The following is a 20,761-nucleotide window of genomic DNA, read 5'->3' on the forward strand; positions in this document are numbered from 1 at the left end:
CGGTACAGCTATTATCGCTATTATGAAGATATCCAAAAACCTTCGGGAATCCCCTTTTTTGAGAGCAAATGATGTTATCTTCCATCCCTTAAAAACTATCCTTTTCATAAAAGAAGCGATTTTTGAAACTTACGGATTTCATAATAACAATAACAGGAAGTGCACTAAAACGAATAAGACGGAGTTAGGAATTCATTCCTTACTCCGTCTTTGAGGCTTTAGAGGTGAGAGACCATAGGCTCGAACCGGTGCCTTGTTATTGTTTTTATGAAGTAAATCCGTAAGGATTTTCAAAAATCGCGTTTAATTTATTTTATGAAATTGAATAGTTTGGTGCTTCTTTAGTGATCTGAACATCATGCGGATGGCTTTCTCTTAGCCCCGCACCACTCATACGCACAAACTGAGTATTCTCGCGAAGCTCTTCTAAATTACGCGCCCCCACATACCCCATACCAGAGCGAAGTCCGCCGACCATTTGGAAGATAATATCCGCTGCAGACCCTTTGTAAGCAACGCGTCCTTCGATTCCTTCTGGCACGCGTTTGTTGGCTTCGTTTTTTGCTTGGAAGTAACGGTCCCCTGAACCATTTTCCATCGCCGCTAGACTTCCCATTCCACGGTATGTCTTGAAGCGACGTCCTTGGAAGATTTCAAATTCCCCTGGAGATTCATCGGTTCCGGCAAGCATGCTTCCTAACATCACCGCATGTCCACCCGCTGCGATGGCTTTGGCGATATCTCCTGAGTACTTAATGCCACCGTCTGCAATAATCGCTTTTCCAAATTCTTTAGCCACTGTTGCGGCATCATAAATCGCTGTGATTTGCGGAACCCCGACACCGGCAACAACACGGGTTGTACAGATGGAACCAGGTCCAATTCCGACTTTAACCACGTCGACACCTGTTTCAAATAAGGCGCGAGTTCCTTCAGCTGTCGCCACATTTCCAGCAATTAATGTAGCTTCTGGGAAAGTTTCACGGATTTCTTTGATTTTACGAATCACTCCGGCGCTATGTCCGTGAGCTGTATCAATAACGATGGCATCTGCACCCGCATCTAGTAGCGCTGTTGCACGTTCAAATGTATCCGAAGTAATACCCACTGCAGCCGCTACTAATAGACGGCCATGTTCATCTTTAGCAGAGTTCGGGAATTCGATGACTTTTTCGATGTCTTTGATGGTGATTAAGCCCGCTAAGCAACCTTTGTCATCAACTAAAGGTAATTTTTCAATTTTATGTTTTTGAAGAATGGCTTCTGCATCTTTGAGGGATGTTCCAACTGGAGCCGTTACAAGGTGCTCTTTTGTCATTACTTCGTCAATTAAAATGGAATAATCTGAAATGAATCGTAAGTCACGGTTTGTCAAAATCCCAACGAGGTGACGTGTTTCTAAGTCATCAACGATTGGAACACCGCTAATACGGTATTTTGCCATGAGGTCTTCCGCATCTTGTACTTTATGGGATGGAGTTAAGAAAAATGGATTAATGATAACGCCACTCTCTGATCGTTTTACTTTGTGCACTTCTTCCGCCTGCTCGGCAATCGACATGTTTTTATGGATGACCCCAAGACCTCCTTGGCGCGCAATCGCAATCGCCATCGTCGCATCTGTGACCGTATCCATGCTGGCACTGATTAAAGGGATATTTAAACGAATATTTTTCGCTAATTGCACACGCAAATCAACGTCATTCGGCAATACATGACTCTCTGCTGGAATTAATAAAACATCGTCAAATGTGTACCCTTCTTTTTGAAATTTTGTTTCCCATTTTGACATCGCACAAACCTCCAGTGATTAAATTTATTAACGAATAATATACCATTTTTTTGGCAAAATGCAAGCTTTTTCACAGTATTTATCATCATTCACAAAAGTTTTACATTTCATTGTTCGCATTTTTAGAAACATTAATTTTTTAAAAATTTCCCTCTCACCCTCCACAGATTGTGCTACACTATAAGTAACAAGGAAAGGATGATTCGCGTGAAAAAACAACTGTTATCGGCGGTTGTACTGAGCCTAGTTCTTCTTGGTTGCTCAAATAAAAACAATCCGAGTGAAACTACGGCCTCTCCATCAACCTCTACGCAAACAACAAATACCACGACTACTAGTACAACGACAACTGGAAAAACGACTTCTTCTAGCACAGAGGCTTCCTCTGAAGAATCCTCTACTAAGGACATAGCGACAGAAAAACAACAATCCGCTCAAGAAAGTGGGATGGCGGATGTCTCTTTAGGCTATCAGATGGTTGTCAATAAGAAACACGCTCTTCCTTCGACTTACGCTCCGGGAGAAGATCCTACCGCTGGGGCACAAGTGAAGAAACTCATTCAAAAAATGCAAGAACTGGAATATCCAATCAGTGATGTTTACAGCGGATATCGCTCTTATGAATATCAAGAACAACTCTATAACAATTATGTCGCTCGTGAAGGCAAAGAGGCTGCGGATACGTATTCTGCAAGACCTGGCTACAGCGAACATCAAACCGGACTAGCCTTTGATCTCTTAGATACAACAGGAAATTTATTAGACGGTGAAGAAAATAAGGATGCCATCGACTGGCTCCACACCCACGCTCATGAGTATGGATTTATTATCCGATTCCAAGCTGGAAAAGAAGCCATCACTGGATACCAAGCCGAAGCCTGGCATTTACGCTATGTCGGCGACAAAGCAACAGACATCTATAACTCCGGCCTCTCCCTTGAAGAATACTACGGAGTAGAAGGTGGCGGGTACAAATAGGATGTGAGTCTTCGCGCTTAGAAATCGACCACTGGACCAAACCAACGCAAGCATCGTTAAATTACCAACATTTAATTTTTTTTGCCGTAATTGCTTGTATAGAAATGGTAATAAAAAAATCAACAAAATCACTAATTAGATGGAAACAGCTAACTTGTTTCCAAGGTAGATTCTTTTAATACACTTCATAATTTGTAATCAGTTGAAACAAAAATAAAAAAGCAAGGTGAATTCACCTTGCTTTTATTTTTAAATATATGTCAAACTCTTTCCAATAATAAAAGTGGTTGTCACATTATGCAATACTGCCAAAACACTTGGAGATAACACATCGATTAGCCCTAACCCCATCAAGAAAGTATTAATTCCTACTGTATTTTTTAAATTCAAATCCAATTGATGATTCAATTGATCCGTAATCGTATCTAACACATGTAGTCCTGTCAACTGTTCATTTAAAAATAATATATCACTCGCTTGGCGAGCGATATCTGAAGCTCCAGCCATCACAACCCCTACATTTGCTAAAGAAAGTGCGGCAGAATCATTAATTCCGTCTCCAATCATCAACACATGATGGCCTTGATCTTTCAATTGCTGAATAACTTGATGCTTTTGTTCAGGTTTTACTTGAGTGTAGACCTTATCAAAAGAAATGAGAGAACAAATCGTTTCCGTCCGTTTTTGTGTATCTCCGGTAAGAAGAACTATCTGCTTACCTTTTTCCTTTAATTCATGCAATAATTCAATAGCCTCTGGGCGTAGCGGTGTATCAATAAGAAAAATAGCAATTAATTTTCCATCGTAACTTAGATAGAGCAAATTAAACATTTGACTATATTCTTCTATGACTTTCTTCTGTTGTTCCGAAATAAAAGTTTGTTCTTCTTCTAGTAATTCTAGACTACCAATGACCACTCTTTTTCCGTCGATGGAAGATACAATTCCTTTTGAAGCTACGTGAGTTAATTTCCCATGCATTTCTTCATGTTCAATTCCCTCATCTTCTGCTTTCTTAACAACAGCAGTCGCAATTGGATGATAAATATGTTCTTCCAAACAAGCTGCAATTCGTAAAACTTCCGCATCATCATAACCCTCATAGGAAATAATTCGCTGAATCTTTGGAATACCAGTTGTCAATGTTCCTGTCTTATCAAAAACAAAAGTATCGACTTGCGCATATTCATCTAAAGAGTTAGATCCTTTAATGACAATCCCCTGATTAGAAGCTGCTTTAATGGCTGTTAAATATGTAGCTGGTGAAGATAATTTTAACGCACATGAATAATCTACTAATAGGAAAGTGAGTGCTTTAGAGACTGAGCGTGTGAATAGATACGTCAACGCCATCCCTATGAAATTATATTTCACTAATCCATCCGCTTTTTCCATTAATTGCTTTTGTTGTTTCGATTGATGGAATTCACTAGATTTGATAAGTTGAACAATTTGCTGCAAGCGTAAGTTTTGTTGCTTATTCGTCACTTCTACTAGTAGTTCGCCATGCTCTACAACTGTATTAGCGTAGACCATATCCCCTTGTTTTTTGGCGACTGGGAATGACTCGCCTGTTAATGAGCTTTCATTTAAGTATCCTCTTCCATTGACAACTCTTCCGTCAAAGTATATTTCTTGACCTTCTGTTGCAACGAAGATATCTCCTACTTCAACATGATTACTCATTTTCTTGAAGCGCTCGCCCTCTTTTTCAATCCATATCTCGTAAATATTATTCGTTAAATTCTTTTCAAGTTCTTCAATGGATTTCTTTTGGGACCAGTCATCTAAATCGTCTCCTAAATTCAATAAGAACATAATCATATCAGCAGTTTTATGGTCTCCCATCGCTGCAGAAGTCGCTATAGCCACAAAATCGAGTAAACTCATAGAAAGTTTTTTCTCACAAATTGATTGGAAAGCAGCCTTTCCAAACTTCACCATTTTCAGAAGTATCCATCCCACACGAAGAGGTGTTGGAAGAAGGACTTTTGAAAGCATTCTTCTATAGAGATGCGTTGAAATAATATCATATGGCGAAGAAGGGACTAGCCACTCGACTTCGTTTTGTTTTTCAATTACTTTCTCCATTTGAATCAAAGATAAAAAACTTTGAACCTGTTGATCTTTCCCTTGAGAAAAATACACTCCTACATGCTTTAAATCTTTATAAAAGTGCAACTTTTCAATACCAGGAACTGTGCAAGCTAATTCCTCTAAATACATTTGTACCGAATACGGACAGGTAAAAGGGAGCTCTAGTCGCACTCTAGAGTTCGATTGATGCTTAATAATAAACTTCATTATTTTTCACTAGTTTCTACTACTAATTGTGCATTTTTTTCTTCAGCATATAAGTCTTTTGCTTCTTCTAAGACATCATCTGCATGTTGTTTTACAGTAGAAACGGTTGCGTCAATACCATCTTTTAATTTATAAGAAGTAGCGACTGCTTTAGCATATACATGTTTTGCTTCTTTGCTCGCTAATAGTTTTAATCCTAACGATCCAAATAAAACTCCTCCCGCAAATACACCTGATTTTTTAGCAAATTTTCCTAAACTTACAAGTTCTTTAATCATTATGATTACCTCCATTTTTTCTAATTAGAATTATTCAATTCTAACTATAGTATACGGATTTAATCCCCTTCTTTCAATAATTAAAAGTTTAAGATTCTATTAGTCTCTTTGACTTTCTAAATAAAAGCTACCTTGTAAAAAAACAAGGTAGCTTATTCTAACCAAAAGAATGCTTGAGGTAACTTTTCCTCTGCATTTCCTATAAAGCACTTCCCATGCGCAAAAAGAACATTCAATGGCTTCCAACCTTTGATTCTTTGATAACACTTTCTAGCTATTTCTTTGTGAAACAAAAAGGTCATTCTTAAATCTCTTGGTGTATGGCCATTGGGGTAAGTATTATCTCCTATTTTGAATAATAAACGGTGCCAACAAGAGCACTCTTCCGAAAGTTCAATATTCTCAATCAAATCTGTTAAAATTAATGTACGACTCTTTTGGTGGAAGAATACAGACTCCTCGATGAGTGTACTTCCTTCAAACGGGAGATAATCTATTTCTGATTGCCAACTAATAGCAACGGTTTTATCTAGTACGGTGTAGGTCTGGATACCCTTTGATTCTTCCAAAATTTTCTCCAGCCCTTTTGTTGCCCACACTTTTGCAGTCGGATACGTTTGGCTCCACTCTTCCATATAGACATAATGCAATTTATTGGGAGCTACTATGTGTGCCACATTTCCCAGAGCTTCGATTTGACTTTTCAACTCTTGTGTTAAATGAATCGGAGAATGGATCCACAAGTCGCGATTGCTTAATCGTACCACTGTCATCCGCGTGCTAAAGGGCACTTGAGTCAGTTTGAAGTGCATTTCGACAATGTTTCCATCGACAATCCAAATATCTTCACCAATTGCTTTTAATGTATATAGTGGTTCATATACTTTCACAGAACATGTCATATCAGATTCTCCTCTGGTGATTAGTAGACCTCATAATGAATAATCAGCGGCGAATTTTTCTTCAAAAGTTTTTGAAGACGTTTATGATATTGGGCCGGGAAGACCATATTTTTAGCACGCAATGTTTTTTCATGCAGCACTTTTGCGGTGTGGTCGGCAAAACTCAAACAATTTCTAGTCCAGCCATTATAGGTCATGAATTTAGAACGATTGAATTTATAAAAAACGGTATCCATCTGTTGTGCCATGAAGTACACATACATTTCTTCAAAACGATCGAAAGTTGGATTATAGTAAATGGCTTCACTCGTCGGCTCCCATGTCTTTGTCGGCGCTAATATTTTTTCTAAGTATGCATGAATGGCATCCATTTGCTCAGAAGTGACCGCAATTGAATAAATATGTAATGCTTTTTGATAATGGTTCTTACAAAATAGCATATACTCTTCACGCGGTGCTTTGATGAGCACTCCTTCTGCTATCCAGCCGCCTAATTTCAAATCTCTCTCATCATAGTTCCCGTACGAATAGACATAGCCATCAATACATAAATCGACATGTCCAAGAGGTCCATTTCCGCGCTCTGCCACATGCACAAAAATTTCAAAGCGACTCTTGGCTAGCGGTGGGTATGGAATTGGATAGGGAACGTATTCCATCGGCATATTTACTTTTGGAAATGTCCGCACCACTTGATGCAACACTTTCTCCATTAATTTCTTTTCAGCCATTACAAACTCCTCAAAAATTCAGATAGGTTCATTTTAGCATAAAAGCCTCTTCTAAACAGTCTTTTTTTAGAAAATCTAATACTTTCTCTAACTTATCTCTTCATTTTTTTCATAAAAAAACCTCTCACCATAGATGAGAGGAAAAAAGGATAGAGTTTTATTTACTATTAGTAAATAAATCTTATTTGGGAATAGAAAAACTATACTCAAATTTTATGAATAAATTATGACAATTTTTGCTATAAATAGAGAAATTTAATCGCCAAAAGCTGCGTGCATGCCCGCCACATAACCTGTCACAAAAGCAGCGGTGATATTATATCCACCTGTATAACCATGAATATCTAGCAGTTCCCCACAGAAATACAAACCTTGTGTTAATTTCGATTGCAAACTTTTCGGATTCACCTCTTTTAGATGCACTCCTCCGCCAGTTACAAAGCCTTTCTCAATCGGGAGAGATCCATTCACCGTAAAACGGAAATTCGTCAGCCCTTCTTTGACAGCAATCCAGTTAGCCTCTGTCAAGCGACTTACCGCCATTTGGTCATCAATCCCGACTTTTTCTAGTAAAAATTCTACATATCGTTCAGGAAGTAGCCCCTTCAGGTGGTTTTTAATCGATTTTAGAGGCGCTTCCTCCACAAAACCTTTCAACTTCGCATCTAGTTCTGAAGCACTGAAGTCTGGTAATGCATTTAAACTCATTACGACTTCTTTCTTATTTTCCTTTTCTTGTACCTGATGCACAAAGCTTGAACAACGTAACACTGCTGGTCCGCTGATACCAAAGTGGGTGAAAATCATATCCATCTGATGCGTAACAACCGCTTTCCCTTTCCCATTGAGGACACTGAGTGCAACATTTCGTAAGGATAGCGCACGAAGCTCTCCTTTTTGAATAAATTCTTCGCTACTTGTCAAGGGAACTTCTGTCGCAAAAAGAGGCGTAATCGTATGGCCTGCAACACGGGCAATTCCATATCCATCTCCAGTCGAACCTGTCTTCGGATACGATTTCCCACCGGTCGCCAAAATCACCGCATCGGCCTGCAGTTGTTCCCCATTATCAAGTTCTACCACTCGTACGGCTCCCTCGTTTACACGAATGGTCTTCACTTTCACATTCGTACGCACTTGCACGCCTAGCTTCTTGATTTCCTGAATAAAGGTCTCCAAAATCGTCTTGGCAGAATCTGTCACAGGAAACATGCGCCCATGATCTTCTTCCTTCAAACGAACTCCACGCGATTCGAAAAATTGAATAATATCTTGATTGTCAAATTGAGAAAAGGCACTATATAAAAAGCGTCCATTCCCCGGAATATGTTTCACGATTTCCTCAGGAGAACGTCGATTGGTAACATTACAACGTGTCCCTCCTGTGTGCAATAATTTTTTCCCTAAAGTTGGGTTTTTCTCCAATAAGACCACTTCAGCGCCATGCATCGCTGCACTGACTGAAGCCATTAATCCACTCGTTCCACCACCGATTACAATAACTTTCATACTTGCCTCCAATTCTAGTTGTCCCAACTATTATAAAGCATGCAAAATAAAAAAGCCTAGAGAAACTCTCTAGACCTTTTCCACTTACTCTTTCCATTCTTTCAGTGAAGCTAAATAGAACGCCCCACAGACGATTAATAGACTTCCTCCTGCAAAATACGGAAGAATCTCTAAAGTTCCGAAACTCATCCAGTAAAGAATTGTAAGGATGATTTGGAAAACGGGAATGGCTGGCAAAATTCGTTGCAGCGTCGGCATAAAAATCAGAATACCTGCGACTAAATAGAAAATCCGCACTCCGTTTTTGATTCTCGAATCTCCTTTAAAGGTTTGAAACCCTTTGATTCCAAAATAAATAACGATTAAATTCAGCATCAACAAAATCCAAAAGAACTGTGAGGAAACATCTACTGTGTTCACAAAAGATAGTTTTAATGCGACAATGGGCGCTAACCAGAACAACACTCCAGAACCAACCCCAACAATCCCACAAAAACGAGCTAAATTTTTACGATCCATACAACTCCTCCTTCTTATCTATCAAACATCGCTTATGCTTTTACAGCCGTCACTTGGATTTCCACTAGGGCATTTTTAGGTAGGGCCGCTGCTTGAAATGCCATCCGTGCTGGATAAGGAGAAGAAAAATACTCTCCATACACTCCATTCATTTGTGCAAAGTCGTTGATATCCGCTAGTAGCACCGTTGTCGATACGACCGCATCCATTCCTACCCCTGCTTCTTTTAAAATCGCACGGATATTTTTCAATGATTGATGCGTTTGGCTCACAATATCACTTCCTGCGAATTCCCCTGTTTCAGGAACGATTGGCAACTGTCCAGAGACGACAATCGTTTCTCCTTTATAGGCTACTCCTTGTGAGTAAGGCCCGATTGCTTTTGGAGCCTGTTCTGTTTGAATTACTTTCTTTGTCATGGAAATCCTCCTAGTCTAATGGTGGCACAGTGTCCACGAATACATATGTTTTCATACGGTCAAACGCTTCTACAAGACGCGCATACGGCAATGCGAGGTTGATACGGATACAGCCTTCGCCGAAGAACATCTTGCCATCTTGCCAAGCCACGCCGACATCCCAGCCACGTTTTTCGAGCTGCTCCAGCGTCAGATTGTGTTTTTTTAAGAACGGTGAACAGTCGATAAAAAGCATATACGTGCCTTCAGGTTTTGTGACTTCTACGCCGTCCAATTCACGGTGAATAAAGTCGCACGCGTAGTCCGCATTCTTCTCGATCACTTCACGCAACTCTTCCAGCCACTCATATCCTTCTTCTTGATACGCCCCGATTAAAGCATGCATTGACATCACATTCATCGCGTTATAATGCGGCTTCATCCCTTTTGACTCGACACGGTCTCTTAAAGCATCATTGTAAATCACATGATAACTTCCCACGAGTCCTGCCAGGTTAAACGTCTTACTTGGCGCATACATGGCCACGGTGCGATTCTTCGCATCTTCTGAAATCGATTGTGTTGGAATATGTTTGTGGCCTTTAAAAATAATATCGGACCAAATTTCATCCGACACGACAATCACATCGTACTTGCGGTAAATCTCCATCGCGCGTTCAATTTCTTCTTTCTCCCATACACGACCACTTGGGTTATGCGGAGAACAGAAAATCGCCACATGAATCTTATGTGCTTTGATTTTTTGTTCCATATCCTCAAAGTCCATACGGTAAACGCCCTTTTCGTCTTTCACAAGCGGGCTATGCACAGCCTTCAAGCCATTATCATTTAACGACTGCGTAAAGCCGACATAGGTTGGACTATGCACTAACACAGCATCCCCAGGCGCAGCGTACGATGTTAAAGTCGATACGACTCCTCCAAGCACGCCATTTTCATGACCAATATGTTTACGCGTTAATCCTGTCACTTGATGGTGGCGCGCATGCCACTGAATAATGCTTTCGTAGTACACTTTAGAAGGTATAAAGTACCCGAAAATCGGATGTTCCAATCGTTTTTGCATCGCCGAAATCACCGTTGGCACGGTTGGGAAACTCATGTCCGCAATCCACATCGGAATCACATCGAAACCTTTCTTCGGTCTATCTGGCGACTTTCCTGGAATCAACCCTAGCCCATCCACCGCCAGAGCGTCCATTCCATGTCGATCAAATTCTGTCGTAAAATCATATTTCATCCGCATAACCTCCTAGAATCTCACTTTCATTATACACCGTCCCCCGCATCCACTCAACGCCCGCCGAAGACTCAGTCCGGTGCAAGTTTTTTCATAAAAAGCGTAATTCTTGGTGAAGAAAAACATCCTAGGTTAACGTTGCAAAAAAATCCTTGGACTCTATAGTCATAGAAATAACGGTCGCATGCGAAAAGAATTAGAGCTCCATAGCGAGAATCTCTTTGGAGCTCTTTGACTTTCGCAAGGCCTGAGACCAAGGCTCAGTCCGGTGCAGTTGTTTCTATAACTATGAAGATGTCCAAGGATTTTAAAGCAACGCTTTAACCCTTTAACCTATTTCTTCATCGCTGAAATCACGCGATAGCCTTTTTGCGCGATAAAGTCCGCCACTTCATCCGGATTCGTTGAATCCACATGAAGCACCACTTGCACTTTCCCATCACGGTGATATACCGAAATCGTCGAAACGTTCACGTTGTTTTCACGCAACACATCCGAAATTTCTTCCAGAGGACCTGGTTTATCTTCATTGATTTCAATGAATAAACGAGAACCCGGTGTGTTGTATCCAGAAATTTCGATAAACGCATCAAAAATATCTTTATCAGTAATAATTCCTTCCACGTGGCCACGTGCATCTACTACTGGCAGTACGCCGACCTTTTGTTGACGCATAAGGGACGCAGCTTCTTCTAATAATGTATGAGCCTTCACGGTTAAGACTTGCTTTTGCATAATTTCGCTTGCTGTAGTCTTATTCAATAAATAGTTCAGCTCATGCATCGATAGGCTTGTTGCCATTGAAGGTGAATGCCCCGCAACAAGTTCTTCTGTGAGTAAGCCAACTAACTTGCCATCTTCTACAACTGGCAAGCGGTGAATGTCGTGTTCCTTCATTAAGTCTAGAGCTTTCATAACCGTCGTTTCAGGCGTTACTGTAATGACGTTGGTTGACATATAATCTTTAACTTCCATGATTACCCTCCTAGATATGCTTTCTGAATTTCATCACTTTCTAACAACTCTTGTCCTGTACCGCTTAATACCACTGATCCAGTTTCGAGTACATACGCACGATTTGAAATCGATAAGGCCATTTTCGCATTTTGCTCGATGAGTAAAACCGTTGTCCCTGTCTTTTGGATTTCTTGAATGATTTTGAAAATCTCACGGATAAAAATCGGTGCTAACCCCATTGACGGTTCATCCAACAATAATAGTTTTGGACGACTCATTAACGCACGCCCCATTGCTAACATTTGTTGCTCCCCACCAGAGAGTGTTTGCGCATCTTGGTCTTTACGTTCTTTCAAGATTGGGAAACGCTCGAAGACGTCTTCCATATCTTTTTGAATCGCTTCTTTATCCTTGCGTAGAAATGCCCCTAGTTCAAGGTTTTCTTTTACCGTTAATCCTGGGAATACGTGACGTCCTTCTGGCACTTGCACGAGTCCTTTCTCAACGATTTTCTTCGCAGATGTTGAAGCGATGTTCTCACCTAAGTATACGATTTCGCCTTCTGAAGGATGAATGAGTCCCGATAAAGTCTTCAAGATAGTTGATTTTCCAGCACCGTTTGCCCCGATTAGAGACACGATTTCGCCTTCATTCACCTTAAAATCAACATTACGTACGGCTTGAATCATTCCGTAATGAACTGATAAATTTTTAACTTCTAACATCTACTCACCTCCTAAGTACGCTTTAATCACTGCAGGATTTTGTTTAATTTCTTCTGGAGTTCCTTCTGCAAGAAGTCTTCCATATTCCAACACGTAAATGCGTTGGCAAATTTTCATCACAAGTGACATATCGTGTTCGATTAACACCACTGTCAAATCAAATTCTTTTTGAATTTTCGCAATTAGTTCTGTTAATTGAGCCGTCTCTTGAGGGTTCATCCCCGCTGCTGGCTCATCCAAGAATAAGATTTTTGGTTTTGTCGCTAACGCACGAACGATCTCAAGCTCACGTTGTTGTCCGTAAGCTAAGTTTTTCGCCTTTTCCTCTTTAAGTGTATCCAACTCAAAAATCTTTAGCAACTCAATCGCTTCTTCGCGCATTTTTGCTTCTGTATCATAGTATTTTTTCGTACGGAATAAGGTTGAGAATAATGAGTCACTTGAGTGCGAGTGCATCGCAATCATTACATTCTCTAGTACCGTTATATCTTTAAAGAGACGAATATTTTGGAAAGTACGTGCCATTCCAAGAGTGGTGCGTTTATATGGAGGAAGCCCGTTTAAGTTTTTCAACTGTCCGTCTACTTCTAAACTCACTGTTCCTTCTGTTGGCTCATACACCCCTGTTAACAAGTTGAAGAAAGTCGTTTTCCCAGCACCATTTGGCCCGATGAGTCCGATAAGTTCTCCCTTGTTTACTTTCATAGAAACATTAGATACCGCGGAAAGTCCACCAAAGTTTTTAGTTAGTCCATTTACTTCTAATAACATTACTTCCCACTCTCCTTTGCCTCTTTTTTCTTAGAAAACTTCAAGTTCCCTAGTTTGAATTCCCATGTTCCAAGTAATCCACCCGGACGGAAGATCATAATTAAAATTAACGCTACTGCATAGATGATCATCCGTAATTGTCCAAATGGTTGTAGGACAAGGTTGATAATGCCAAGCAATACTGCTGCTACAAATGAACCAGTGAAACTTCCAATTCCTCCGAATACGACAATAATTAATACATCGATGGATTTCATGAACGTGAAGTCACCAGGTGTTACTGCTCCTAGCGTTGTCGCAGAAAGAGTTCCACCGATACTTGCAGTGGCTGCTCCTAATACGAAAGCTAAGATTTTATACTTCGTCACTTGAACCCCCATGGACTCAGCTGCGATTTCGTCTTGTAACACCCCATAAGTTGCACGGCCGGCACTACTGAAAGTGTAATTTAAGATTAAAATCGTTGTTACCACTAAGAAAATATAAGTAATCGTCCATGTATTGGTTAAAGGAATCCCACTGATTCCGGCAGCCCCATTTGTGATTTTCATATTGGTCACGGCTACACGAATAATTTCAGCAACCCCTAGAGTCGCAATCGCAAGGTAGTCTCCCTTTAAACGAAGCGTTGGTAATCCAACAAGAAATGCCACGATAACTGAAATAACAACCCCAACTGCCATTCCAGCAAATAGTCCAGGAAGCCCATTGATCATTTTTCCAAGAATAGCTCCACTATAAGAACCAATGGCGATAAATCCTGCATGTCCAAGTGAGAACTGTCCGGCAACCCCAAGGATGAGGTTCAATCCAACAGCATAGATGATATTAATCATGATATTAATGAAGGTACTTTCGTAGTAGAAGTTGATTACTCCTGTTTGTACAAGTACGAAAAGAAGTGCGTACATTCCTAATGCGAACAATGTCCAACGAATATTCTTTTTATGAAATCTTTGCATCTTCTTCACCTACACTTTCTCTCTGACATTTTTACCAAACAATCCAGCTGGTAATACGATTAAAATAATAAATAATAGAAGATAAACCACTCCGTCACGATATGGGGAATATCCGAAGAAGCTTACCATTGTTTCTAATAGACCGATGAGATAGCCACCGACCATCGCTCCAGGGATACTTCCGATACCCCCAAGTACAGCTGCTACGAAGGCTTTCAATCCAACTGTAATTCCCATTGTTGTAGAAATCGTATTGTAGTAAATCCCAACAAGGACACCTGCAATCCCCGCAAGTGCTGAACCAAGCGCGAACGTAAATGAAATCACTCCATCTACGTCAATCCCCATTAATTGAGCGGCTTGTTCATCAACAGCAACGGCACGCATGGCTTTCCCCATTTTTGTATAACGAACGATAAATTGTAATAAAGCCATTAATAAAATTGTAATCCCAAAAATCAGGATTTGTTTTCCATTCACAGAAATATCTCCGAATAAGGTGAATGTTTCTGTTCCAAAGTCTGAAGGGAATGGACGTGATTCCGCCCCAAAGAAATAACTCATCACATTTTCTAACAAATAAGAAACCCCGATGGCTGTAATTAATGCAGCCACACGAGTTGATTTACGAAGCGGCTTATACGCGACACGTTCAATCACCACTCCTAAAACGGCACATGCTACCATGGCTAATAATAAGGCTAGGAAAATATTCAATTTCAAAACCATTACCGCAAAGTAACCAATGAATGCCCCCATCATGTACACATCACCATGTGCGAAGTTAATCAGTTTAATCGTCCCATAAACCATGGTATACCCGAGCGCAATTAAGGCATAAATACTTCCGACTGCGAGCCCGTTTACCAATTGTTGAATTAACAACTCCATATATTTTCTCCTTTCATTTCTATCCTCTATTTAGTGGAAAAGAGAGGCGGAAGAAACTCTCCGTGCCTCTCTTCAATATATTAATATCCTTATCATTACTCAGCAGAGTACTCTTGAGCACTTACTTCTTGTCCATTTTGGAACTCGATTACAACCGCTGATTTCACTGGTGTGTGGTCAGCACCCATTGAGAATGTACCTGTTACACCATCAAATTCTTTTGTTTCTGCTAAAGCTTTTGTGATTGCTTGTGGATCTGTTGAACCAGCAGTCTCAATAGCTTTCATTAATAATTGAGTTGCGTCATAACTTAAAGCTGCGAAAGTATCTGGGTTTGTACCAAATTTTTCTTTATATGCTTTTACAAACTCTTGAACATCACTATCTTTACTCAATGTTGAGAAGTGAGATGTGTAGTAAACGTTTGAAAGGTTTGAACTGTTTCCAGCTAATGCTGCTAACTTGTCACTTGCAAGACCGTCTCCACCAACGATTGGTTGAGTGATTCCCATTTCACGAGCTTGTTTGATGATTAGACCAACTTCTTCATAGTAACCAGGTACGTATAATACATCGAAGTCTTTAGATTTCAATGTTGTTAATACCGCTTGGAAGTCTGTATCTTTTGTTTGATAGTATTCACGAGCTACAACTGACCCACCGATTTTGCTATCAGTATAAGTTTTTTCAAAGGCATCTGCTAAACCTTTAGAGTAGTCATTACCTGTATCTTGTAAGATGGCTACTTTAGCTTTTCCGAATTTCTTGTTAACGAAGTTTGCTCCTACAACCCCTTGGTAGCTGTCAGAGAAACATACACGGTAGATGTATTCATATACTGAAGATGCATCTCCAGCGTTTTTCAATGTTACACCGTCTCCTGTTGTTGCTGGGAATACTGTTGGGATTTTAGCTTGTTCATTTACAGGGATTGATACTGCTGCATCCCCTGTAGTTGCTGGTCCAACAACCCCGACTACTTTTTCAGAAGCTAATTTTTTCGCAACAGAAGCTACTTCTGTCTTATCTGATTTGTTGTCATATGAAACGTATTTTAATTCCTTATCAAGTAACTTCCCTTTTTGCTCAACCGCTAATTGTGCTGCATTGTTCATTGAAGTTCCGTAAGTTGCTACGTTCCCTGTTAATTCGAAGTTTCCTCCGATTTTGACTGTGTTGCTATCTGCTGCACTTCCACAACCTGCTAAAATGGCTGCAACCACAGCTCCTAATGTGAATTGTTTTAATTTCATAAGATCCCTCTTTTCATACTTTAAATTTCTAAGATGAGAGTAGTATATAATATTCTGACAATTCTCGCAACTATTTTCTATTCATTTATAAAAATTTTTTCATAAAAATGAAAAAAGTGCTTTTGTTTACAGAAAAAGAGACCGCCTTTACATAAGGCAGTCTCTCCTAACATCTCTTATCTTATCTTATCTTATTTTACTTCTGTATATCCAATTGCTTCTAATTTTTGAGCAGCAGTTGCAAAATCATCAAAATATTTATCCACTAGCTGAGCATCTTTCAATTCAATATTTCCTTCTGCATTCGTTACTAAGTTTGAAAGACCAATTGCAAGCGTACGTTTGCCAGCATATTTATACTCTACTCGAACAAGCATTACAAGATTTCCGTTTCCTTCGATTAAACCGTCGCCATATCCACTTTCACCTACACCGCTTGATAAACCACGATAATAAGTTTTATCAAAAGTAATGGTCGCATCTGTGTACTTTTTGTTGATTTCTTCTTTTAATTTTTTAACAACTTCATCTTTGTTTTTTGCATCCTCAAATTTGTCAGCAACTGTTTTTAAGCCTTTTACTGGAAGAGTGAAGCTTCCATCGCCTTCTAAAATATAACCATTTGATTCTAAAACTTTATCGAAGTTTCCGTCAATTTTAATTTTAGCATCTTTTCCATTTTCTAATTGACCATCATTTTCAACTACAAAACGAATGGAAGCTACACGAGGGTCGTTTATGCGAACTTTCGCTTTTCCTTTTTTGTTGAAACCTGTTGCTTCTAAAGACACTAATTTTGCTAATTCTTCAGAATTTAGTTTCTTAACAGCTGTTAATCCCGTTACTTTCACTTTTTTCTCTGAAGGAATTGTCACAAATTTTTCTAGATTCTTTGTATTCGCAAACGTTAAAGTAACTTCTTCATCATTTGATAAATTTTCAGTCTTGCTTGGAGATATTTTAACTTCAGCAATAGCCGCTTTTAATTCTGATTCTGTTTTGGCGTCTGCTTTAGGATTTTCTACTAAGAAAGCGGTGATTAACTCCTCTGTATTGAATTGATACGTAATACGTCCTTTTGTATCAACGCCACTAAAAGACGTTTTAAGGTAGTTTCCGGCATCTACTTTTTTAAATCCACAGGCAGCTAATACAACCGTTGCCATTAAGCATAAAAATGTTAATAACTTCTTTTTCATTTTAGTCCTCCTAAAGTATAAAAAAATCTTAAATATGTTTTATTATATTAAATCGCCTTAATAAGTGTCAATCTTATTAAGATTCCGGATTTCAACTTGATAGAAGCTTTTGTTCATGCTATGTTGATAGAAAGAAATTTATTGGAGGCACCATGAAAACCAAGATTCCAGTCTGGAAAACGATTCGCTTTACCTTCAGCAATTTAACCAAGCATAGTTGGATGTATTTACGCAATTCCTTATTCCTACAGCTATTTATCTCCGTCTTTGGATTTGGATTATTATCTCTAATTTTTAAAGGAATGCTCTTTTTTGCAGGTCAAGCCAATCTAACCTTTTCAAATTTTAAACATGTTTTATTAAACCCTTGGATGATCCCTTTCATCCTTATGTACTTACTCGCGTTTGCTTTTATTTTATTTTTAGAGTTCTCGATTCTAATTTTTATGATCTATGGAACGATTCGAAAAACACATTTTTCATGGCGAACCAGTGTTAAAAATGCCTTTATTGAATTAAAGCAACTGCTAAACGGACATTTTATTGCATTTTTACTCTATTTTATAACGCTTCTTCCGATTATCAATTTAGGAGATTTAACCTTTATTTCCAAAAACATTTATATTCCTAGTTTCATAACGGGAGAAATCACCAAAACTGGGAGTGGCGTCATAATCTACACGATTTTAATTGTATTGCTCCTTTACTTTCACGCTAGAAGTTCCTTTGCAATTCCACTACAAATCCTGACAGATCAACCTTTTACTAAAAATATTCTACAAAGTTGGAAGATTACAAAAGGGAATACGTGGAGACTCCTCTTTATCGTTGGTGTCGTTGAGGCTGTTTTATTCATCTTTGTTGTGGCTATTTCCTTTTTAAGTGTTGCTTTGGTATCTCTTATCAACCCTGAAGGAGATAATGTTTTTCTACTCAGCAGTGTCCTCACGATTGCCAAACTTATTCAAGAGTTCATTATCATTTATACGAAAATGGCTACATTTATCGTCATGACAAAAGTGATTCACAAGCGAAAACTCGTTTCCCTTCATTTATATCAACATCTTCCTGAAGTGAAACATAAGAGAAAAATCGTCACAGCCGTTGCTCTCATTTTTGTGATTGGAAATGCGGCCTCTACAACGCTATCAACCTATGCCAAAGACGCCATGCCTGACCAAGCAATTATCGGCCATCGTGGATATACTTCAAAGGCAGTCGAAAATTCCCTTGAAGGAATTAAGGCTGCAAAAGAGGCAGGAGCTACCATGGTAGAAATGGATATCCTCCTTACCAAAGATCATCAATTTGTGGTGATGCATGATTACAATTTAAAACGACTCGCTCGTCTGAATAAACGGGTTCAAGATATGACCTTGGATGAAGTGAGGGGATTACCGATTTATCAATCGGGATTTGCTAGCCATATCCCGACCTTCGAGGAGTTTTACCGAGAAGCTAAAGATTTGAACATCCCTCTCATCATTGAATTAAAACCCCATGGAGGCGAACCTGAAAATTATGTAGATCTCTTTATCCAAAAATATAAAGAGTTAGGTATCGATTCTTCTAATAAAGTGATGTCCCTTGATTTGAAAGTGATGGAAGAACTGGAAGAAAAAGCTCCAGAAATAAATACGGGTTATGTCATTCCCTTCCAATTCGGAGGGTTTGGCAATCCAAAAGTGGATTTCTTCGTCATAGAAGACTTTTCTTATCAAGAATTGCTTGTTCTAAATGCGCAACAACAAGGACATGAAGTCTATGTTTGGACCATCAATAGTGAAGATGTCATTCAAAAATATTTGAACAGTCCTGTGAATGGGATTATTACTGATGAAGTCCAACTTGTGAAGGATTTCAAAGATGATTTTAAAAAGAATAATACGTTGATGGATCAGTTTTTACGAGCCCTCGGAATTACTTTAGTGTTCAGTAAATAAATGACAAAAACAAGAGCCGCTGTGGAGTTTCCACAGCGGCTCTTCTCTATTTCAAAGCGGATGATTTATCCAATTTTTGTAACGCCGCCCATGTATGGTACAAGCGCTTCTGGAATCGTCACACTACCATCTTCATTTTGGTAATTTTCAAGAATAGCAGCAACTGTACGTCCAACTGCAAGTCCTGATCCATTTAATGTATGCACTAATTCAATCTTGCCACTATCTTCACGACGGAAACGAATTTTCGCACGACGCGCTTGGAAGTCCACGCAGTTTGAGCAAGAACTGATTTCACGGTACGTATCTTGCGCTGGAATCCACACTTCTACATCGTATGTTTTCGCTGCTGAGAATCCCATGTCTCCTGTACATAACACAATCGTACGGAATGGTAATCCTAATCCGCGCAGTACATCTTCCGCGTTGTCTGTCATTTTTTCTAATTCATCAAATGAATCTTCTGGTTTCGCGAATTTCACCATTTCTACCTTATTAAATTGGTGAAGACGAATTAAACCACGAGTGTCACGACCGGCGCTACCTGCTTCAGAACGGAAAGATGGGCTAAGCGCAGTGAAGTAAATCGGTAATTGCGCTTCGTCTAAAATTTCGTTTGCGTAGTAGTTTGTTAATGGCACTTCCGCTGTTGGGATTAATGTTAAGTTGCGTTCGTCTGTTAATTGGAACACATCTTCTTTGAATTTAGGGAATTGACCTGTTCCGTACATTGATTGTTCATTTACCATGTATGGTGTGATCATTTCTGTGTAGCCATGTTTTTCCACGTGTAAATCAAGCATGTAGTTGTAGATGGCACGTTCTAAGCGAGCTCCAAGGCCTTTGTAGTATAAGAAACGGCTTCCTGATACTTTAGCTCCACGTTCGAAGTCTAAAATATCTAGCGCTTCTGCTACTTCCCAGTGAGGTTTTGGTTCGAAGTCGAATACGCGTGGAGTTCCTTCACGACGAACTTCTACGTTTTCTGTTTCATCTGCCCCTACTGGTACACCTTCTGCAGCTGTGTTTGGTAAGCGAGATGCGATGTATTCTACTTTTTCTTCCACTTCTGCTAATAAAACATCTGTTTCTTTGATGTCTTCACCGACTTGTTTCATTTCAGCGATTTTAGCACTAGCATCTTCCTTATTTCGTTTAAGAAGAGAAATCTCTTCCGTCACTGTATTACGGTATTGTTTTAATTGTTCTGTTTTCGTGATGAGTGCACGACGTTCTTCATCCAAGTTGCGTAACTCTTCTACTGTCGCACGGTCTACACCGCGGTTTTCTAGAGCTGTTGCCACTTCTTCAAAATTTTCACGAATGCGTTTCATATCTAACATATGTTTTCCCTCCATTTTCTGTATAAAAAAATACTCCGCCCCCGA

19 protein-coding genes are annotated in these 20,761 nt (G+C 39.4%); 2 read left to right on the top strand and 17 right to left on the bottom strand.

The window, feature by feature from the left end; translation table 11 throughout:
- Window positions 1–313: 313 nt before the first annotated feature.
- Window positions 314–1,792, bottom strand: a complete 1,479-nt coding sequence (gene guaB / locus NQ540_RS08835; RefSeq protein WP_005606346.1) for an IMP dehydrogenase — start codon at window positions 1,790–1,792, stop codon at window positions 314–316.
- Window positions 1,793–1,990: 198 nt separating this feature from the next.
- On the opposite strand from guaB, the gene NQ540_RS08840 reads away from it, so the two are divergent.
- Window positions 1,991–2,770 (top strand): M15 family metallopeptidase, encoded by a 780-nt coding sequence (locus NQ540_RS08840; protein WP_005606348.1) that lies wholly within the window; start codon window positions 1,991–1,993, stop codon window positions 2,768–2,770.
- Between the two features lie 249 nt (window positions 2,771–3,019).
- On the opposite strand, the gene NQ540_RS08845 is transcribed toward NQ540_RS08840, so the two are convergent.
- The 15 genes from NQ540_RS08845 to NQ540_RS08915 form a co-directional block, all read right to left on the bottom strand.
- Window positions 3,020–4,996 (bottom strand): heavy metal translocating P-type ATPase, encoded by a 1,977-nt coding sequence (locus NQ540_RS08845; protein ID WP_259912515.1) that lies wholly within the window; start codon window positions 4,994–4,996, stop codon window positions 3,020–3,022.
- A 77-nt stretch (window positions 4,997–5,073) separates the two neighbouring features.
- On the bottom strand, window positions 5,074–5,352 hold the full coding sequence (locus NQ540_RS08850) for a DUF6110 family protein (protein WP_039848982.1): 279 nt from the start codon (window positions 5,350–5,352) through the stop codon (window positions 5,074–5,076).
- Window positions 5,353–5,504: 152 nt separating this feature from the next.
- Window positions 5,505–6,254: a DUF4336 domain-containing protein gene (locus NQ540_RS08855; protein WP_005606353.1), complete on the bottom strand. Its 750-nt coding sequence runs from the start codon at window positions 6,252–6,254 to the stop codon at window positions 5,505–5,507.
- 20 nt (window positions 6,255–6,274) lie between these two features.
- Entirely contained in the window at window positions 6,275–6,985 is a 711-nt protein-coding gene (locus NQ540_RS08860; protein WP_005606355.1) for a hypothetical protein, read from the bottom strand.
- A gap of 255 nt (window positions 6,986–7,240) precedes the next feature.
- Complete coding sequence (locus NQ540_RS08865) at window positions 7,241–8,494, bottom strand: BaiN/RdsA family NAD(P)/FAD-dependent oxidoreductase (protein ID WP_039848983.1); 1,254 nt, start codon at window positions 8,492–8,494, stop codon at window positions 7,241–7,243.
- 84 nt (window positions 8,495–8,578) lie between these two features.
- Entirely contained in the window at window positions 8,579–9,013 is a 435-nt protein-coding gene (locus tag NQ540_RS08870; protein ID WP_005606359.1) for a hypothetical protein, read from the bottom strand.
- Between the two features lie 32 nt (window positions 9,014–9,045).
- Window positions 9,046–9,432, bottom strand: a complete 387-nt coding sequence (locus NQ540_RS08875; RefSeq protein WP_005606363.1) for a RidA family protein — start codon at window positions 9,430–9,432, stop codon at window positions 9,046–9,048.
- Window positions 9,433–9,442: 10 nt separating this feature from the next.
- The gene (locus NQ540_RS08880; RefSeq protein ID WP_223429360.1) at window positions 9,443–10,678 is read right to left on the bottom strand and encodes a MalY/PatB family protein; all 1,236 of its coding nucleotides are present in this window, start codon (window positions 10,676–10,678) and stop codon (window positions 9,443–9,445) included.
- A 327-nt stretch (window positions 10,679–11,005) separates the two neighbouring features.
- Complete coding sequence (locus tag NQ540_RS08885; protein ID WP_005606366.1) at window positions 11,006–11,647, bottom strand: CBS and ACT domain-containing protein; 642 nt, start codon at window positions 11,645–11,647, stop codon at window positions 11,006–11,008.
- Window positions 11,648–11,649: 2 nt separating this feature from the next.
- Window positions 11,650–12,354 (bottom strand): ABC transporter ATP-binding protein, encoded by a 705-nt coding sequence (locus NQ540_RS08890; protein WP_005606368.1) that lies wholly within the window; start codon window positions 12,352–12,354, stop codon window positions 11,650–11,652.
- Window positions 12,355–13,125, bottom strand: a complete 771-nt coding sequence (locus NQ540_RS08895; RefSeq protein WP_005606370.1) for an ABC transporter ATP-binding protein — start codon at window positions 13,123–13,125, stop codon at window positions 12,355–12,357.
- Window positions 13,125–14,087 (bottom strand): branched-chain amino acid ABC transporter permease, encoded by a 963-nt coding sequence (locus NQ540_RS08900; RefSeq protein WP_039848984.1) that lies wholly within the window; start codon window positions 14,085–14,087, stop codon window positions 13,125–13,127. The genes NQ540_RS08895 and NQ540_RS08900 overlap by 1 nt, the downstream gene beginning before the upstream one ends.
- Window positions 14,088–14,096: 9 nt before the next feature.
- A complete protein-coding gene (locus tag NQ540_RS08905) occupies window positions 14,097–14,978 on the bottom strand; it encodes a branched-chain amino acid ABC transporter permease (RefSeq protein ID WP_005606372.1) in 882 nt (293 codons plus the stop codon).
- Between the two features lie 95 nt (window positions 14,979–15,073).
- Window positions 15,074–16,231, bottom strand: coding sequence for an ABC transporter substrate-binding protein (locus NQ540_RS08910; protein ID WP_005606373.1), 1,158 nt, complete (start codon window positions 16,229–16,231; stop codon window positions 15,074–15,076).
- A gap of 191 nt (window positions 16,232–16,422) precedes the next feature.
- Window positions 16,423–17,430, bottom strand: a complete 1,008-nt coding sequence (locus NQ540_RS08915; protein WP_005606374.1) for a hypothetical protein — start codon at window positions 17,428–17,430, stop codon at window positions 16,423–16,425.
- A 152-nt stretch (window positions 17,431–17,582) separates the two neighbouring features.
- Between NQ540_RS08915 and NQ540_RS08920 the strand changes: the two genes are divergently transcribed.
- On the top strand, window positions 17,583–19,373 hold the full coding sequence (locus NQ540_RS08920) for a glycerophosphoryl diester phosphodiesterase membrane domain-containing protein (RefSeq protein WP_005606375.1): 1,791 nt from the start codon (window positions 17,583–17,585) through the stop codon (window positions 19,371–19,373).
- Between the two features lie 65 nt (window positions 19,374–19,438).
- On the opposite strand, the gene serS is transcribed toward NQ540_RS08920, so the two are convergent.
- Window positions 19,439–20,716, bottom strand: coding sequence for a serine--tRNA ligase (gene serS / locus NQ540_RS08925; RefSeq protein WP_039848985.1), 1,278 nt, complete (start codon window positions 20,714–20,716; stop codon window positions 19,439–19,441).
- Window positions 20,717–20,761: the final 45 nt, after the last annotated feature.

It is taken from the genome of Granulicatella adiacens ATCC 49175, assembly GCF_025150565.1.
GTDB classification, from domain to species: Bacteria; Bacillota; Bacilli; order Lactobacillales; family Aerococcaceae; genus Granulicatella; species Granulicatella adiacens.

Bases quoted from the DNA above. Each gene is read 5' to 3' on its own strand.
- NQ540_RS08845 (WP_259912515.1), bottom strand. From the start codon at position 4,996: ATGTATTTAGAGGAATTAGCTTGCACAGTTCCTGGTATTGAAAAGTTG.
- NQ540_RS08880 (WP_223429360.1), bottom strand. From the start codon at position 10,678: ATGCGGATGAAATATGATTTTACGACAGAATTTGATCGACATGGAATG.
- NQ540_RS08870 (WP_005606359.1), bottom strand. From the start codon at position 9,013: ATGGATCGTAAAAATTTAGCTCGTTTTTGTGGGATTGTTGGGGTTGGT.
- NQ540_RS08840 (WP_005606348.1), top strand. From the start codon at position 1,991: ATGATTCGCGTGAAAAAACAACTGTTATCGGCGGTTGTACTGAGCCTA.
- NQ540_RS08850 (WP_039848982.1), bottom strand. From the start codon at position 5,352: ATGATTAAAGAACTTGTAAGTTTAGGAAAATTTGCTAAAAAATCAGGT.
- NQ540_RS08865 (WP_039848983.1), bottom strand. From the start codon at position 8,494: ATGAAAGTTATTGTAATCGGTGGTGGAACGAGTGGATTAATGGCTTCA.
- NQ540_RS08920 (WP_005606375.1), top strand. From the start codon at position 17,583: ATGAAAACCAAGATTCCAGTCTGGAAAACGATTCGCTTTACCTTCAGC.
- NQ540_RS08875 (WP_005606363.1), bottom strand. From the start codon at position 9,432: ATGACAAAGAAAGTAATTCAAACAGAACAGGCTCCAAAAGCAATCGGG.
- NQ540_RS08915 (WP_005606374.1), bottom strand. From the start codon at position 17,430: ATGAAAAAGAAGTTATTAACATTTTTATGCTTAATGGCAACGGTTGTA.
- guaB (WP_005606346.1), bottom strand. From the start codon at position 1,792: ATGTCAAAATGGGAAACAAAATTTCAAAAAGAAGGGTACACATTTGAC.
- NQ540_RS08910 (WP_005606373.1), bottom strand. From the start codon at position 16,231: ATGAAATTAAAACAATTCACATTAGGAGCTGTGGTTGCAGCCATTTTA.
- NQ540_RS08905 (WP_005606372.1), bottom strand. From the start codon at position 14,978: ATGGAGTTGTTAATTCAACAATTGGTAAACGGGCTCGCAGTCGGAAGT.
- NQ540_RS08860 (WP_005606355.1), bottom strand. From the start codon at position 6,985: ATGGCTGAAAAGAAATTAATGGAGAAAGTGTTGCATCAAGTGGTGCGG.
- NQ540_RS08890 (WP_005606368.1), bottom strand. From the start codon at position 12,354: ATGTTAGAAGTTAAAAATTTATCAGTTCATTACGGAATGATTCAAGCC.
- NQ540_RS08900 (WP_039848984.1), bottom strand. From the start codon at position 14,087: ATGCAAAGATTTCATAAAAAGAATATTCGTTGGACATTGTTCGCATTA.
- serS (WP_039848985.1), bottom strand. From the start codon at position 20,716: ATGTTAGATATGAAACGCATTCGTGAAAATTTTGAAGAAGTGGCAACA.
- NQ540_RS08895 (WP_005606370.1), bottom strand. From the start codon at position 13,125: ATGTTATTAGAAGTAAATGGACTAACTAAAAACTTTGGTGGACTTTCC.
- NQ540_RS08855 (WP_005606353.1), bottom strand. From the start codon at position 6,254: ATGACATGTTCTGTGAAAGTATATGAACCACTATATACATTAAAAGCA.
- NQ540_RS08885 (WP_005606366.1), bottom strand. From the start codon at position 11,647: ATGGAAGTTAAAGATTATATGTCAACCAACGTCATTACAGTAACGCCT.